Origin of the sequence: Companilactobacillus huachuanensis (assembly GCF_005404815.1) — a bacterium.
GTDB lineage: Bacteria > Bacillota > Bacilli > Lactobacillales > Lactobacillaceae > Companilactobacillus > Companilactobacillus huachuanensis.
Genome location: NZ_BJDF01000020.1, coordinates 1 through 15,762 on the forward strand (window position 1 = coordinate 1; position 15,762 = coordinate 15,762).

The window sequence follows — 15,762 nt, forward strand, 5'->3', positions numbered from 1 at the left end:
CAATGTAATGAAATAAACACAATCTGCCTAACTCCAGTAACTGAAAATCCCTTGGAATCAGTATTTTAAAAAGTGGCTAACTTGTTCTTGCAATTTGCGATTAAATTATGTCTAGAGTTTTCACGACAAATAGTTACTATAAATTTTTCTTTTTTTAACTCTCGCATCTTAAGTAAAAGATTAAACTAACGCGTTATGCCAATTAACAATCTATTCTTAAAAATGACTTCAATAATAACTGAAGGTTGAAAGTTGAAAAATTAATCTAACGATTGCTATTACTGGCCTAGAGATAATTTATTTAAACAATCAGAAATCTTCATTTTATTGTTCCGGCTATTAAAAAAATAAACTAGTTGGAAGAGCTGAGAGTATTCATTTGCAGCGAAAGTGGCGTTATTGCTTTAGCAATTACACCACCGGGCGCGTTGAAGACTCGCGGTTTTTGCGAGGGTTCAACCGAGGTCCGAGACCGCTCTTTGGATCGGGCCGTTCCGCGCAGCATATGAATACTCTCAGCTCTGGAAACGGCATACCTAACTAAACTTTCAACCTTTAGAATAATAAATAAAAAATGCAATTAAATATAACTTGAAATGAATTCTAGGCATGGTGCTAGTTGATAATTAATTATAAATATTCGTTTCAATTATATTTTCAAAATTAAAGTTTAGAACAGGTTGGATATAAAAACAATTGAAAATATTTTTATTCAATTAGGAACGATTAACTAGTCGGAAAAGCTAGAAAATATTTGTGTGCCGTGGAATTGAATATTTTCCAGCTCTGTAGACGGAATTAGATAATATAACTACCGGCAACCCACTCATTTGTAGCGACACGATAATATGTCACCCCATCAACAACTTTTGTTTGATCTGTTTGCCACGAAGTGTTATTTCCTAAAGCACGGTTAGTAACAACTTTCATAGTTCCATCATCCTGCAAGGCCATCAATTGAACAAAATTAGAATTGCTATTATTCACTTTGATAACACTCATGCTACTAGTTGAACTTCCTTGACTGGCACTTGAATTATTATCTTTTAAGTATTGAGCAGCGACCCACTCATTAGTAGCAACTCGATAATATGTCACTCCATCAACAGTCTCGGTTTTGTCAGTTTGCCAAGCAGAATTATTACTCAACGCACGACTACTCAATGTTTGAACCGTACTGCCATCACTACTGATTGAAACTAATGGTACAAAACTACCAGAAGCATTGTTCACATTGATAACTGATGTTCCACTAACGACGGTTGAACTCGTTGAAGAACTAGATGATGAACTGGAAGAAGAAGAGCTACTTGTAGAAGTTGAACCACTATTGGTTGAACTTGAACCACTTGTAGTTGTTGAACCAGTTGTAGTTGTTGAACCAGTTGGTGACTGATAACTTGTAAAGAAACTATCATATAATTCAGAAACATCAAAGTTTCCATAACTACCACTAAAGGTATATGTACTTGACCATTGCCAGCCATGATTTGAAGTATACCAATCTTGGTCAGTTGGATCATATGGATATGAAGCAATCCAGCCTTGACTGACGCTCATAACTGAACCGACCCAAGAACCCATCGTGTAAATTGTTGAACGATAACCGTACTTGGCTACTTCATTCATAAATGCTGCGTTATCAGCGTCATTTTGTGATTCAGAGCTAGCACTCTGTTCAGAACTTTCAACATCGGCTACTAAAACAGCTCCACTAGGAAGGCCATCAGCTTGAGCTGTTTGTGCTGCATAATCAGCCTCGGCAATCGCTCCACTGACAGAGCTGTAATGCGCATAATGATAACCACTAATGTACATTCCAGCCGCCTGAGCAGTAGAAATGTTATTAGCGGCAGTACTATCTTTATACGAAGTACCTTCACTGATCTTCGTTACTACCGCTTTGACGCCGTAGTTATTGTTCATATCTTGAAAATTAGCAACGGTCATATCACCATTGTAATTCGACACATCAACCATATCGCTTCGGGCTGCATCAACCGTTGTAGCACCAAAGAATACAATCAACAAAGACATGAATGTAGTCAAAGCTACAATAAATCTTCTCTTCAAAACCATAAATCCCTCTCCCTTTTGTTGCCTTAACAACACATAAAAGTATAGGACTATCCTTTGGATAATAAGTCAAAGTCACACACCTGTATAAAAACAGTAATGGTTATGTTATTAAAATGTAACTAAATAGTAAAAATATAATCTATTAATTAATAAAATAAACAAGGAATGAATTCATAATTACGAATTCATTCCTTGTTTTTATAACATTTTTGCTCTTCCACTGATTAGTTTCATTAGAGAACTAATGAACAAATCGGTCGGAAAAATCGAGACAAAACATCTAAAGAAAACTTCTATTAATCTAGGCTTGCATACTTCTCAAGTGAACGAATCATTTGGGCTGTGAAACCAGATTCATTATCATACCAAGCAACTGTCTTTACAACTTGACTGTCCCCTGTACCTACGATCTGCGTTTGTGTTGGGTCAAAAATTGAACCATAACTTGTTCCGATTACATCTGATGAAACAATTTCATCATCGTTGAAACCAAATGATTCTGAATTCTCGGTATATTTCTTAACAGCAGCATTAACTTCATCAACAGTTACATCTTTATCAAGTGTTGTTACTAATTCAGTAACTGATCCTGAAATTACGGGAACACGTTGAGCATGTCCATCCAATTTACCTTTCAAATCAGGAATTACTAGTCCTAAGGCTTTGGCAGCTCCAGTTGAATGAGGAATAATATTTTGAGCAGCGGCACGAGCAGCACGAACATTTCCATTACGTTCTGGACCATCTTGTAACATTTGGGTTGCTGTGTAAGCATGAATAGTTGTCATTGAACCAGCTTTGATACCAAATTCTTTATTCACCGCATTGGCCAAAAGTGCAATACAGTTGGTCGTACATGAGCCGACTGAAGCAATGTGAACATCATTTGTCAAAATATCTTCATTAACACCATAAACGACGGTTGGCATTTGACCTGATGGAGCTGAAATCAAAACTCTTTTGGCACCAGCATCAAGATGGGCTTGAGCTTTTTCTGTTGACGTATAGAAACCAGTACATTCAAGGACGATGTCAACACCGTCATTATTTACCCATTTCAAATCTTGAGCTCGCTTTTCAGCATAAACAGGAATTCTCTTACCATCGACGACAATTGCATCATCTTCATTAGTGATTGAATCAATCTTAAAGTTGCCATGACCAGTATCATATTTTAACAAGTGGGCCAACATATGTGGTGATGTCAAATCGTTGATTGCGACGACTTCAAGGTCAGTTTTACCTTGATCACGTAAAGTTGCAATTCTTCTAAATGCTAAACGTCCAATTCTACCAAATCCGTTAATACCAATTTTTGTTGTCATAATATTTCCTCCTGTGATTTTCTCTTTCTCTTAACTTACAAACACAGTATAAGGTCAATTTGATATATAATAAACTACGAGAATACGAATGCAGCTATATCAAATAATGATACCAGGAGAAATAAATATGAATATTGATACCTTCAAAATGATTATCGCCATTGTTCAAACTGGTAGTATCTCTGGTGCCGCGCAGCAACTGGGCTATGCTCAATCAAATATTTCAGCCCGAGTTCATCAACTAGAAACTGAGTTACGAACAACTATCTTTTATCGAACTAATCGTGGCGTTATCTTAACTGACGCCGGTAAAAAATTTTATAATCGTGCTAGCAATATCGTTGACTTAACTGAGGACACCATTAATCAAATGAAGCATCCCACTAAGGTCGAAGGTAATTTGCGTATCGGGACATTGCAATCGGCCTCGGAAACTTTTCTACCACCTATTTTGACCAAATATTATCATAAATTCCCTAAAGTTCGTCTAGCAATCAAAACCGGAAATCCCATAGACAATGTCCAACAAGTCCTTGATTATGAAATAGATGGCGCAATTGTTGGTGAGAACATTGACAAGCGCGATTTAATCTCAATTCCATTAGTGACCGAAGAGCTGTGCCTGATATCGGCTAGTCCGAAAACTCCTGACTTAAAAACGGCTTCATTTCTAGTGTTCACAGTTGGTTGTGTTTATCGAAAAACTACCGAAGACTGGCTACATTCACAAAATCTTAATCTGCATCATCCAATCGAATTCAATTATTTGGATGCAATTATGGCAAGTGTCTGTGCTGGTCTGGGTATCAGTATCGTTCCTAAAGAAATTGCGCAATCATACGTTGATCGAAAACTACTATATATGACCGAATTACCAAAAGAATTTTCTTCAGTTCAACTAGATTTTATTTATCGAAAAGATCACTTTGTTAATCGTCCATTTGAAGAATTTATCAAGATGTTAAAAAATCACTCGGACAGTCAACAGCTCATTTTACAATAAGTATATTTGTATACAAACATACGTGCATATATGCATACAAACACACATGCATACATACATACATACATGCATGCATGCATTATCCTTAGTTAGATAGAGTCAACCAAGCATCAACGACCATCCTCAATAACCTTTTAAAAATTCTCGAGTCTTTTTACCCAAAAAAAATTTAATTTAACGTTATAATCTACTTGGCATTATAATACTTACCCAAAGAAGGTAGCATTTTATGCGTAGAGATAATAAGCGTAATAAAATTAAAAAGTATCCAGTTGTAATTATTATAGTTTTACTTTTATTAGGAACTTTTTCATTACTGTGGACTAAAAAAAATGCGGCCAATGCCTCAAAAAATACGGATACTACGATGACTCCTATTATTATGATTCCTGGTAGTGGTGCCGACAACAATGCTCTCGATGGTTTAATTTCGGCGGTGGATCAAAGATACAAAGAGAATCACAGTGTCCTCAAAGTGACAGTTAATACCGATAACTCCTTGACCTACAGTGGCCGTATTCAGCCCAAGGACAAACATCCTTACATTGTTGTTGGCTTTGAAAATAGTCAGGATGGTTTCGAAAATATTAAGAAACAAGCCAAATGGTTTAATATTGCCTTCCACGATTTACAAAGGAAGTATCATTTCAAAACCTTCAACGCCTTCGGCCATTCAAATGGTAGTTTAATTTGGACATATTTTCTTGAAGACGACTTCAACCAGACAAATACCAAAATTAATCATTTAATGACTATCGGCGCCCCCTTCAATCTTGAGGAAACTAAATCTAGCGACCACACGGAAATGCTCGACCAACTTATTGATGGCAGAAAAAATTTACCGAAAAATTTGAGTTACTATTCAATCGCTGGAACTAAACAGTATGCTAATGACGGTATCGTGCCACTAAGCAGTGTGGACTCCGGAAAGTACATCTATCAGGATCAAATTAAACACTACATGTTTATTACACTTACAGGTACCAATGCAGAACACTCGGACATGCTAACCAATCCTCAATTCATTACTCTATTCCACCAATTCATTAGTAAAGTACCAGCCAAGGTCAATAAACCGGTCAAAAAGTAAATTCATACATGTAAAATCAAAAAACTGAAGTAATCCTAAATTTGGATTACTTCAGTTTTTTATAGATTCTAACTTCAGGTTGAAAGGTGAAAAATCAATCTAACGATTGCTATTACAGGCCTAAAGCTAATTTATTTAAACAAATCAAAAGTCTTCATTTTATTGTTCCTGTCATAAAAAAAATTAGTTGGAAGAGCTGAGAGTATTTATTTGCAGCGAAAGTGACGTTAGTGCTTTAAATTACACCACCGGGCGTGTTGAAGACTCGCGGGTTTTTCGAGGTTTCAACCGAGGTTCGAGACCGCTCCTTGGCTCGGGCCCTTCCGCGCGGCAATTGAATACTCTCAGCTCTGGAAACGGCGCAGCATACTTAAATAAGCTTTCAACCTTTAGATTCTAATTAAAGAAATTATACGGAAACAGACCCACTTAAAATTCATTCTTAAAGAAATGTTCCAAAAATCTTGATAGACCATCATTGTCGTTCGTGTTGGTTTCATAATTAGCTTGTTTCTTAACTTCAGGAAGAGCATTGCCCATAGCAACTGAATATTTAGCCTCTTTCATCATCCCAAGATCATTCATCCCATCGCCAAAAACAAAAGTATGATCAGCATCAACATGTTGTTCTAATTGAATTCTCTTAACGGCCGTACCTTTATCAATCTTCAGTGGAATCATTTCAATATTATCAACTCCAGAAGATGACAAGTGCAACAATTTACTTTCAGCCAATTGATCACGAGCCTTATCCAATTCTGCTATATTACCACGGCTTAAAACAACCCCATTGGTTATTTCGGATTCAACTTCTTTTAATTCATCCAAATTTTGAATTTCTTTATACCCAAAGGCATTATCAAAATTACCAGCGTTCTGCGCAATAAAGTGCGGAATTTTTTCCGTAAAATATGCTTTTTTAGATGTAAATAACATCATTGGCAATTTATCAACCTGCGTAACTTGATATGCTAATTCAACTGCCTCATTTCCCAAATGTGTAATTTCTTGACCAGCAGGCCCATCAAAAACTGCCCCATTTGAGGTAATCATGTGGACATCTGGATTCAAACGGTCTTGAGTAATCTTAGCCAATTCATACATCCGACCAGTAGCGATATAAAACATCACGTCATGCTTTTGTAGGCGTTCGATCGTACTCTTTGTCCGTACAGAAATATGCTTGTGATCAGCTAAAAGTGTTCCATCAAGATCCATAAATACTAAATATTTTGGCATTGCTATCATCCTCGTGTTAATAAAATAATTATCTACTCTATTGTAGCAAATTATTGAAACCGTTTACTGCTTTCAGACCAATTAATCGCAGAAGTACGATATACTTAACTTACAAGCAATTTAATAAAGGAGCTACTACATTATGGTTGATATTGTAACTAAACTTAATGCGACTGACTGTTTTGATTATTTTGTTAACAATTTTGATTCACTTTACAAAAACGAGTCAACTTATTGTGCCAATCCCACGCTTGACCCCGAAATAAATAACCAAAACCTCTACGCGAATATGATGAACCTTTTCGGTAATATCATTCTTGAACAACCGGAGTTTTCACAATTTGAAGTGCGTTTTGCTCGAGGTGATGAGTCCTCAGAAGATTTTATCATTGTGACATTTGTGGACCCAGACGATTCTTCTGAAGTATCACTGGAAGTTAATCGTAACGATACGCCAGAATATATCGAAGAAACATTTAGACATGGACGGCAAACACTACGAACCACCTACGCTTCAGAGGTATTTGAAATCAAGAATATTAATCACAAATCTAAAGATTGAAAGCTAAAGGTTGAAAGTATGTCGTTTCCAGAGCTGAGAGTATTCAATTGCTGCGCGGAACGGCCCGAGCCAGAAAGCGGTCTCGAACCTCGGTTGAAGCCTCGCAAAACCCGCGAGTCTTCAACACGCCCGGTGGTGTAATTGCTGAAGCAATAACGCCACTTTCGCTGCAAATGAATACTCTCAGCTCTTCCAACTAGTTTATTTTTTAATGGCAGGAACAAATAAAATGAAAACTGCTGCTTATTTAAATAAATTTGCTTATGCCTGTAAAAACAATGGTTATAGGCCTAGCGCTAATTTATTTAAATACTAAAAAGTCTTCGTTCTATTACTCCCATCATAAAAAAATGAATACTCTCAGCTCTGGAAACGGCATACTTACTTAAACATTCAACCTTTAATCACGAATAAAAAAATTGGGATCCTTTCATTAGGATTCCAATTTTTTAGTTTTAAACTGTTAACTCAATTTGATTACCCTCGGGATCACAGACGACGCTCTCATAATAGCCATCACCTGTAGTTCTAGGACCACTGAGATGTTTGTAACCAGCAACAGTAATTTTTTCTGATAATTCATCAACTTTTTCTTTTGAACCAAGTGACATGGCAAGGTGCATATACCCTAATGGATAACCTTGTTCATGATGTTTATTCAAGTCGTCTCTAGTACAAACTTCCAATCTTGCACCATCTGGAAATGTTAAAAAACGTGATGAGAAAGTTGTTACTGGATTATGGTATTTCTCAGAAGACTTAGCCTCAAAAAAAGTTTCGTAAAATTCAACGGTTCTTTCTAGATCCCTCACAAATAAACCAACGTGTTCAATCTTCATGCAAAAACCCCTCTATTTCAATTTTCGATATTTAAATTTATTGGTATAGCTGACCTTTTGACCAGCATTCAAAATCGTATTTCCAAAATCAGTGTGATTAATGGCATCAGGTAACGTCATTAACTCCATTGCAATTGAATTATGATCATGGACACTTGCCTTTTGTGCATCAACTGGATTGGCGGTAAAAATAACTAACCCATTACGATCAGTATAGAAATCAATTGCTCGTTTGTCATCTTTTAAGGTTGCAGCTTTGTCATGAACAACATAGGCATCATCAAATTCAAATTTATCCAAAGGTTTCAACTGTTTCAAACCTTGACCAATTTTTTTGAAGTTTTTAAAATCATAAGCATTCGTAACTGCCAATAATTTACCAGTTGGTAATTTTTCCTCATTCATATCCAAAAAGCGTTTCGAATTGATACGTAATTGAGTTTGACGAATATTTCCATCATTGATATTAAAGTAGACGTGACAACTAGGATTGAATAAAGTATCTTGATTACTCCGTGCACTGTAAGTGATTGAAACTTCGTCTTCATCGTTTAAGGTGTAACGAATCTTCACTTTTAAGACACCAGGAAAGCCATCCTCACCTCTGACAGTACGTGTAAACAATACTGAATCGTCAGCATCAACTGTGGCATCAAAGTTTTGCATTTGCAGACCATGGTTACCACTGTGAATAATATTTTGGCCGTCGTTTGGTGTTAATTGGTAGTCCTTGTCATCAATACTGAAGTGAGCCTTGCCAATTCTACCAGCAACTCGCCCAATCGTCTTACCGACTTCATAGGGAGTTTTAACGTAGTCTGCAACATTATCAAAGTGTTCAATCAGGGAATGTTTTTCGCCATCTTCAACAACTTCAAAATTTTGCCATGTCGCAGCATAACTCAAGACACTGATACTCGTTTGATTTTTATTAGTTATTTTATAAAGAGAAACCTCTTGTCCATCAGTCTCTCCAAACTTTGTTTTTACAACTACCATTTACCCACCAGATCCTTACTTATTTAATACTTTTTTATTATCCATCGCTTTTTCGATATTAGCCAAAGTTACTTCTGACGTATTATTAAAGTTAATATCAGCATCTTTCAATACTGTTGGGTCACCGATACCAACTGAAATTGCACCAGAGCCATTGATTGATGTGACACCTGCTGAGGCATCTTCCAATCCAATACATTCTTCTGGCTTTAATTTCAAGCTTTCGGCAGCACGAGTATAGATTTCTGGATCTGGTTTACCATGCTTCAAAGTGGCAGGATCAACTTTTTCATCAAAATATTTTCTCAAATCTAATTTTTCCAAAACTAGTGGTGAATTCTTGGATGATGATGCCAATGAAATCAAATAATGATGTGCTGAAAGATCCTTTATAAAGTCTTCCATTCCAGGTAGAATTTCTGACTTATCCAATCCATTCAACAATTTCAAATAATTCTCATTCTTTTCTTCGGCATATTTAACTTTTTCATCTTCAGTATAAACATTCTCCTTGTGACCATACTTCAAGATGAGATTTAAGGAATCCATTCGACCGACACCTTTTAGTTGATTTCCCAAGTCTTCTGTCCAAGTTACGCCTAATTCATCGGCTAATTGGTGCCATGCTTTAGAATGATATGCTGATGTATTTGCGATAACTCCATCTAGATCGAATAAAAATCCTTTAATCTGTGCGAATTTAACCATATTAGTTTGCCCCTTTGATTAAAAAGGCGCCTGAATAACTATCCAGACACCTTCGTTTTACAATTATTTAAGCAGTTTTGATTTATCATAAACTTTAATTTCAAGCGGCTCTCCAGAAATGAGTTTGAAATGTGGTCCCTCGTTATCAACCGAAATTTCAATTACTCGTTCTCTAAAGACCTGTCTGAATGAATAGCTGTTCCATTTCTTTGGTAAGAAAGGCTTATAGCTCAAGGTTCCGTCATCGTGAACTCTCATACCAGCAAATCCTTGAACCATGGCCAACCAGCCACCAGTCATAGAAGTGATATGCAAACCATCTGCAGTGTCATTATTATAATTGTCTAAGTCTAGTCTAGCGGTTCTCTCATAGAATGCAACCGCTTTCTCCTCATAGTGCAAATCTGCTGCTAAAACAGCATGAATTGCAGGTGAAAGACTTGATTCATGAACTGTTAGTGGTTCATAGAAATCGAAGTTACGTTTCTTCTCACGTTCGCTGAAATCATCGATAAAGTCCCAAATTCCTTGTAGTACGTCACCTTGCTTGATATATGGTGAACGAAGAATTTTATCCCATGACCAGTGTTGATTGATTGGCAACTGATCACTTGGAATTGAGCTGACAGGTTCGATATCCTTATCCAAAAAGCCATCGTGTTGAACAAAAATTCCCAAATCCTCATCGAATGGTAAATACATTTTGTCTACGATATCTTGCCATTGCTTCATTTCAGCTTCAGTGACGCCGAGTTTAGCAAATTGTTCCTTAGAAACTTCACCCATGATCTCCAACGTATACTTAAGAGTCCATTTTGCTAGGAAGTTAGTATACCAGTTGTTATCAACATTGTTCTCATATTCATCTGGTCCAGTAACACCGTGAATCATGTACTCACCATTTCGTTTGCTAAAGTGAACTCGATCAGCCCAGAAACGTGACATTTCTGTCAAAATCTTGCTACCTTCATTGAGAACGAATGATTTATCGCCAGTATAACGAGTGTAATTGTAAATAGCAAAGGCTATATCTCCATTACGATGAATTTCTTCAAAGGTGATTTCCCACTCGTTATGACACTCGATACCGTTGAAGGTTACCATTGGATACAAAGCACCCTTCAAGCCTTGTTGCTTGGCATTAACATACGCACCTTCAAGTTGATTGTAACGATACATTAATAGATTTCGAGAAACTTCTGGTTTAGAAACTCCTAAGTAAACTGGAATACAGAAAGCTTCAGTATCCCAATAAGTTGCCCCACCATACTTCTCACCAGTGAATCCTTTAGGACCAATGTTGAGTCTTGAATCTTCACCAGAATAAGTTGTGAATAATCCAAAGAGGTTGAAACGCATGCCTTGTTGAGCATCAGTATCACCATCGATCTTGATATCGGATTGATTCCAGCGAACTGACCAAACATGTTCATGGGCGACATAAAGATCTTCATATGAAACCTTTGAAACCTTAGCACTGATACCTTCCAAGGCATCACGTAAATTGTCCAATTCCTTGTAATCACGTGATGTAAGAACGATAACCCGTTTCTCAATTGATTTAACTTCGTTAGGTTCAAGCACCTTTTCGAAAGTCTTACTTGTCTCAAGGTCAGTGATATTTTGATCTGTTTCAGCCAAGTCAGTTACATAGTTTACTTGCATTCCAGAAGTGAATCTCGGTGTACCAAAGTCGTTTGGCTTAGTTTCGGCAATCAAACTATCCTTAGTAATCTCAAGAACATTCCAGAAATGTTCATCATAATTAGCATCTTCATTCTTAACGTTTGCATCAAGTGACGAAATAACTTTAATATCGACATTTTTATCGGATAGATTTTCAAAGCTAACTTTTTGAACAGAAAGTTCTTTTTGAGCAACACTCAAGAATCTAATAAAGTTAAATTTAACTTTACTGCCATCTTTTTCAACGATGAATGAACGTGTTAAAGTGGCATCTTTCATATTCAAGTCTAATGTGAAGTCACTGATTTGATCTTTGTTTAGATCCAATTGTGAGTCATTAATTAGAAAATTCATTTTAATAAAGTTGACGGCATTTATAACCTTTCCGAAATACTTCGGATAACCATTTTTCCACCAGCCGACACGAGTCTTATCGGGATACCAAATACCTGCAAGGTAGATTCCGGGAAGACTATCACCTGTATATTTCTCCTCAAAATTGCCTCTCATCCCCATGTAACCATTTCCTAAGCTGGTTAAACTCTCTTGAAGACGTTTGTTCTCGCGGTCTAATTTGTGAGTTACAACGTTCCAAGGATCTACTTCAAAAATTCTTTGCATCGAGTAGTACACCTCCTATAAAAAAAGGTAATTAGGTAAAAATACCTAATTACCTTTCATAATCCTTAAAGAATCGTTTCGTCTGTATCTTTGTCAAAGTAATGTGCTTTTGTCATTTCAAAAGCCATTTGAACGTCATCACCAGGCTTGTGATGATCACGTGAATCAACTTTAGCAATAAAGTCGGTTCCACCGAGATTAGAGTAAAGAATTGATTCAGCACCTAATAATTCAGAAACTTGGATTTTAGCATTAATTACGGCATCAGGGAAAGCTTGAATAGCTACTTCTTCGGCATGAACATCTTCTGGACGAATACCGAATGTAAGCTCCTTACCAACATAGCCTTTATTCTCAAGAACCTTGTATTGACCTTCAGGTACAGCAATATTCAAACCTTGATCATTAACAATTTTTCCATCAACAAGTTTGACATCGAAGAAGTTGGTAGCAGGTGATCCAATGAATCCAGCAACAAACTTATTAGTTGGCTTACTGTATAGTTCAGAAGGTGTACCAACTTGTTGAATCATACCATCATTCATAATAACGATACGATCGGCCATAGTCATCGCTTCAACTTGATCATGGGTAACATAGATAAAATTACGTCCCAAACGTTGGTGCAATTGAGCAATTTCTGTACGCATTTGCACTCTCAATTTAGCATCCAAGTTTGACAATGGTTCATCAAGCAAGAACAAATTTGCATCACGAACGATTGCACGACCTAAAGCAACACGTTGTCTTTGACCACCAGATAGAGCAGCTGGCTTACGTTTTAGATATGGCGTTAATCCTAAGATATCGGCAGCATTGTCGACACGTTTCTTAGTATCTTCCTTATCATTCTTTCGAATATTCAATCCGAAAGCCATGTTATCAAAAACTGTCATATGTGGATACAAAGCATAGTTTTGGAAAACCATAGCGATGTCACGATCTTTAGGCGAAACCTCGTTCATAACCTTGTCGTCCATCTTAAAGTCACCTTTTGTGATGTTCTCCAAGCCCGCTATCATACGTAATGTGGTGGATTTACCACATCCGGAAGGTCCAACGAAGACAATAAATTCACCATCTTTTATGTCTAGGTTAAAATCACTAACCGAATAGTCAGTATTACCTTGATAGCGTTTGTAAATGTGTTCCAAGTTAATTTTTACCATTTTTAACGCTCCTTATATTTTCGACTTTCAGCTAACAAATACGTTTAATCTTACTAATCTAGATGTGTCCACCACACCTATTGTCAATTCTTTTTGGCTATTTGACCACCTAACAGCCGATAAGAAACGTAAGTGGAAAGCGATACGCTACATACGACACTTAGAAAAGCCAATTGCAAAATGAAATTCATTAAGATCAAGATTAAAAATACTATTACTGAGATAATAATTGGTAAAGGTTTTTCAACAAATAAAGCCAAAATACTATCAAATTTATGTGTTGCCAATTGAAATCCTGTGGCTACAAGAACCATGAAATATACGAAAGTAAAAATCAAGACTGCCATGTGCCATTGGGGAGAACCAACTGTTATTTTATTTAGCATAATGAAGATACTTGCTATAAAACCCAATCCAAAGTTGATACGATAGTTTTTTTGAGAATCAAACCATTGTTTAAAAAAGTATTTGAAGAAACTCACACTACCATTAGTCTGCCATTCTTGAACGGAAGCAAAGCTCGCAACCAATCCAGGAATCGTAAAGACCGAAATCATTAACCAAAGAATTATCAAAACAATACTATACGTAGTTGAAAATTTAAGATTGAACAAAACTATTGCAGTCAGGATAACCGAAAAATTGATTAAGAAGAATGAGAAATTGATGGTGAATAGTGACATCAACCAGTTCCCACTCGCGATTAGTCTCTGTCCATTTTTAGAGTTTAAGTTGATCACAATATCTTGTCCCTTCTATTTAATTACTTAACAGCACCATCAGTAACACCCTTGATAATCCACTTTTGAGCGAATAGATAAAAGATAATTACTGGAATGATGGAAAGTGTAATACCAGCCAAGGCTAAATGCCATTGCTTAGTATATTCACCGAAGAAATTGAACATTTGTAGTGGAATTGTGTATTGCGCTTGTGGCAAGACAAGTGATGGCAATAGATAATCGTTCCAGATAGCAATGATGTTCAAAATAGCAACTGTAACTGTGATTGGTGAAAGCATTGGGAAGATAACTTTAGTAAAGATCTGCCAACGACTTGCTCCCTCAATTTCAGCTGATTCGTCCATCGCAATAGGAATACTTGATAATGTACCTTGATATAAGAAGACTGACAAACTGGCGTCAAATCCTAGATACATAATAACCAAGCCCCACATGTTAAGAAAATGTACAGCACCAAAGTTTGCTGTCAAAGGAATCATAACTGATTGGAAGGGAATCAACATAGCTGAGATAAATAGCATCAAGATTGCGCCACTCAATTTACTATGATTTCTTTGTAAAGCATATGCAGCCATTGAGGAACAAAGAATAATCAACAATACACTACAGATTGTGATAATTAGTGAATTAGTCAATGAACCGATAAAGTTCAAAGCCTTGAAGGAGTTCACATAATTATCACCGGTACTTGGATGTGGGAGCGAAAGTACAGAAGCGAAGATCCCTTTTGGTGTTTTAAATGAGTTAGTCAGGATTAGATAAAATGGGAATAACCAAAGAATTCCTAGTAAAATTCCGACAATTCCAAAACCAACACGACCTTTTTTATCCATTAGAGATCCTCCTCTCTCTTACGGTTGTATGCTACTTGCAATAGTGAAATAGCGGCAACGATGATAAAGAAGATAATAGCTTTAGCTTCTGATAAAGCAAAATTACCAGAGTTATAAGCGGTATTAACGATATCCATAGCCAACATTTGGGTTGAGTTATATGGTCCACCATTTGTCAATGACAAGTTTTGATCATAAATCTTGAACCCATTCGATAGAGTCAAGAACATGCAGACTGTGAACGCTGGAGCGATCATTGGGAACGTAATCTTAGTGAAACGTTGCCAAGCTGTAGCTCCATCAATCTTTGCGGCTTCAATAATTTCATTAGGAATGTTTTGTAAGTAAGCAATGTAGATGATCATGATATAACCACTCATTTGCCATACTGTAACAATAACTAATCCCCAAAAACCAGTTGTTTCATCTGTTAACCAGTTTTGAAGCCATGATAGATGCATTGCATTACCCAAAGCTTGAAAGCCTTGTGTAAAGATAAATTGCCAGATAAATCCTAAAATCAAACCACCGATCATATTTGGCATAAAGAATACGGTACGTAAGAAATTATTTCCCTTGAATTTTTGTGTAACTAATAATGCTAATCCCAAGCCTATTACGTTCAGCATGATAACTGTGACAATTACAAACCCCACTGTAAACCAAAAGGCGTTAATAAACGCCTTGTCTTGGAATAATGTTATGTAATTTTGAAATCCTACTACTTTGGTAAACGTCAATCCGTCCCAGTTAGTGAATGAGTAGAACAAACCTTCTAGAACAGGAATGAATACTACCAAAGCTAACGCAACGAGGGTTGGTGTTAAAAATAACCAGAATGAAAGACTTTTGTTTTTCATATTCAT

The 15,762-nt window shown here is 36.5% G+C and carries 14 protein-coding genes; 3 read left to right on the forward strand and 11 right to left on the reverse strand.

Annotation, left to right across the window (positions count from 1 at the left end; all coding sequences use genetic code 11):
- Positions 1-798 precede the first annotated feature (798 nt).
- Complete coding sequence (locus tag FFM71_RS10775) at positions 799-2,079, reverse strand: GH25 family lysozyme (protein WP_137612182.1); 1,281 nt, start codon at positions 2,077-2,079, stop codon at positions 799-801.
- A gap of 296 nt (positions 2,080-2,375) precedes the next feature.
- Entirely contained in the window at positions 2,376-3,404 is a 1,029-nt protein-coding gene (gap, locus tag FFM71_RS10780; protein WP_137612183.1) for a type I glyceraldehyde-3-phosphate dehydrogenase, read from the reverse strand.
- A gap of 127 nt (positions 3,405-3,531) precedes the next feature.
- Between gap and FFM71_RS10785 the strand changes: the two genes are divergently transcribed.
- Both FFM71_RS10785 and FFM71_RS10790 read left to right on the forward strand, forming a co-directional pair.
- The gene (locus FFM71_RS10785) at positions 3,532-4,407 is read left to right on the forward strand and encodes a LysR family transcriptional regulator (protein ID WP_171000552.1); all 876 of its coding nucleotides are present in this window, start codon (positions 3,532-3,534) and stop codon (positions 4,405-4,407) included.
- A gap of 229 nt (positions 4,408-4,636) precedes the next feature.
- Positions 4,637-5,497 carry an alpha/beta hydrolase gene (locus FFM71_RS10790; RefSeq protein ID WP_137612185.1) on the forward strand — a complete coding sequence of 287 codons (861 nt, stop codon included), beginning with the start codon at positions 4,637-4,639 and terminating at the stop codon, positions 5,495-5,497.
- Positions 5,498-5,926: 429 nt separating this feature from the next.
- Here FFM71_RS10790 and FFM71_RS10795 read toward each other — a convergent pair whose 3' ends face one another.
- Positions 5,927-6,736 (reverse strand): HAD family hydrolase, encoded by an 810-nt coding sequence (locus FFM71_RS10795; RefSeq protein ID WP_137612186.1) that lies wholly within the window; start codon positions 6,734-6,736, stop codon positions 5,927-5,929.
- Between the two features lie 142 nt (positions 6,737-6,878).
- Between FFM71_RS10795 and FFM71_RS10800 the strand changes: the two genes are divergently transcribed.
- A complete protein-coding gene (locus FFM71_RS10800) occupies positions 6,879-7,298 on the forward strand; it encodes a hypothetical protein (RefSeq protein ID WP_137612187.1) in 420 nt (139 codons plus the stop codon).
- Between the two features lie 455 nt (positions 7,299-7,753).
- Here the strand turns inward: FFM71_RS10800 and FFM71_RS10805 are convergent, their stop codons facing one another.
- The 8 genes from FFM71_RS10805 to FFM71_RS10840 all read right to left on the reverse strand — a co-directional run bounded on the left by FFM71_RS10805 (position 7,754) and on the right by FFM71_RS10840 (position 15,756).
- Complete coding sequence (locus tag FFM71_RS10805; protein ID WP_137612188.1) at positions 7,754-8,137, reverse strand: VOC family protein; 384 nt, start codon at positions 8,135-8,137, stop codon at positions 7,754-7,756.
- Between the two features lie 12 nt (positions 8,138-8,149).
- Positions 8,150-9,136 carry an aldose epimerase family protein gene (locus FFM71_RS10810; protein ID WP_137612189.1) on the reverse strand — a complete coding sequence of 329 codons (987 nt, stop codon included), beginning with the start codon at positions 9,134-9,136 and terminating at the stop codon, positions 8,150-8,152.
- A gap of 15 nt (positions 9,137-9,151) precedes the next feature.
- Positions 9,152-9,844, reverse strand: a complete 693-nt coding sequence (gene pgmB / locus FFM71_RS10815) for a beta-phosphoglucomutase (RefSeq protein WP_137612190.1) — start codon at positions 9,842-9,844, stop codon at positions 9,152-9,154.
- 63 nt (positions 9,845-9,907) lie between these two features.
- Complete coding sequence (locus tag FFM71_RS10820; RefSeq protein WP_137612191.1) at positions 9,908-12,151, reverse strand: glycoside hydrolase family 65 protein; 2,244 nt, start codon at positions 12,149-12,151, stop codon at positions 9,908-9,910.
- A gap of 65 nt (positions 12,152-12,216) precedes the next feature.
- The gene (locus FFM71_RS10825; protein ID WP_137612192.1) at positions 12,217-13,320 is read right to left on the reverse strand and encodes an ABC transporter ATP-binding protein; all 1,104 of its coding nucleotides are present in this window, start codon (positions 13,318-13,320) and stop codon (positions 12,217-12,219) included.
- 83 nt (positions 13,321-13,403) lie between these two features.
- Positions 13,404-14,060, reverse strand: coding sequence for a hypothetical protein (locus FFM71_RS10830; RefSeq protein WP_137612193.1), 657 nt, complete (start codon positions 14,058-14,060; stop codon positions 13,404-13,406).
- Positions 14,061-14,083: 23 nt separating this feature from the next.
- Positions 14,084-14,896, reverse strand: a complete 813-nt coding sequence (locus FFM71_RS10835) for a carbohydrate ABC transporter permease (protein ID WP_137612194.1) — start codon at positions 14,894-14,896, stop codon at positions 14,084-14,086.
- On the reverse strand, positions 14,896-15,756 hold the full coding sequence (locus FFM71_RS10840; RefSeq protein WP_137612195.1) for a carbohydrate ABC transporter permease: 861 nt from the start codon (positions 15,754-15,756) through the stop codon (positions 14,896-14,898). The genes FFM71_RS10835 and FFM71_RS10840 overlap by 1 nt, the downstream gene beginning before the upstream one ends.
- Between the last annotated feature and the right edge of the window lie 6 nt (positions 15,757-15,762).

Coding starts and splice junctions, on each gene's coding strand:
- FFM71_RS10795 (WP_137612186.1), bottom strand. CDS start 6,736: ATGCCAAAATATTTAGTATTTATGGATCTTGATGGAACACTTTTAGCT.
- FFM71_RS10810 (WP_137612189.1), bottom strand. CDS start 9,136: ATGGTAGTTGTAAAAACAAAGTTTGGAGAGACTGATGGACAAGAGGTT.
- gap (WP_137612183.1), bottom strand. CDS start 3,404: ATGACAACAAAAATTGGTATTAACGGATTTGGTAGAATTGGACGTTTA.
- FFM71_RS10835 (WP_137612194.1), bottom strand. CDS start 14,896: ATGGATAAAAAAGGTCGTGTTGGTTTTGGAATTGTCGGAATTTTACTA.
- pgmB (WP_137612190.1), bottom strand. CDS start 9,844: ATGGTTAAATTCGCACAGATTAAAGGATTTTTATTCGATCTAGATGGA.
- FFM71_RS10840 (WP_137612195.1), bottom strand. CDS start 15,756: ATGAAAAACAAAAGTCTTTCATTCTGGTTATTTTTAACACCAACCCTC.
- FFM71_RS10800 (WP_137612187.1), top strand. CDS start 6,879: ATGGTTGATATTGTAACTAAACTTAATGCGACTGACTGTTTTGATTAT.
- FFM71_RS10775 (WP_137612182.1), bottom strand. CDS start 2,079: ATGGTTTTGAAGAGAAGATTTATTGTAGCTTTGACTACATTCATGTCT.
- FFM71_RS10825 (WP_137612192.1), bottom strand. CDS start 13,320: ATGGTAAAAATTAACTTGGAACACATTTACAAACGCTATCAAGGTAAT.
- FFM71_RS10820 (WP_137612191.1), bottom strand. CDS start 12,151: ATGCAAAGAATTTTTGAAGTAGATCCTTGGAACGTTGTAACTCACAAA.
- FFM71_RS10790 (WP_137612185.1), top strand. CDS start 4,637: ATGCGTAGAGATAATAAGCGTAATAAAATTAAAAAGTATCCAGTTGTA.
- FFM71_RS10805 (WP_137612188.1), bottom strand. CDS start 8,137: ATGAAGATTGAACACGTTGGTTTATTTGTGAGGGATCTAGAAAGAACC.
- FFM71_RS10785 (WP_171000552.1), top strand. CDS start 3,532: ATGAATATTGATACCTTCAAAATGATTATCGCCATTGTTCAAACTGGT.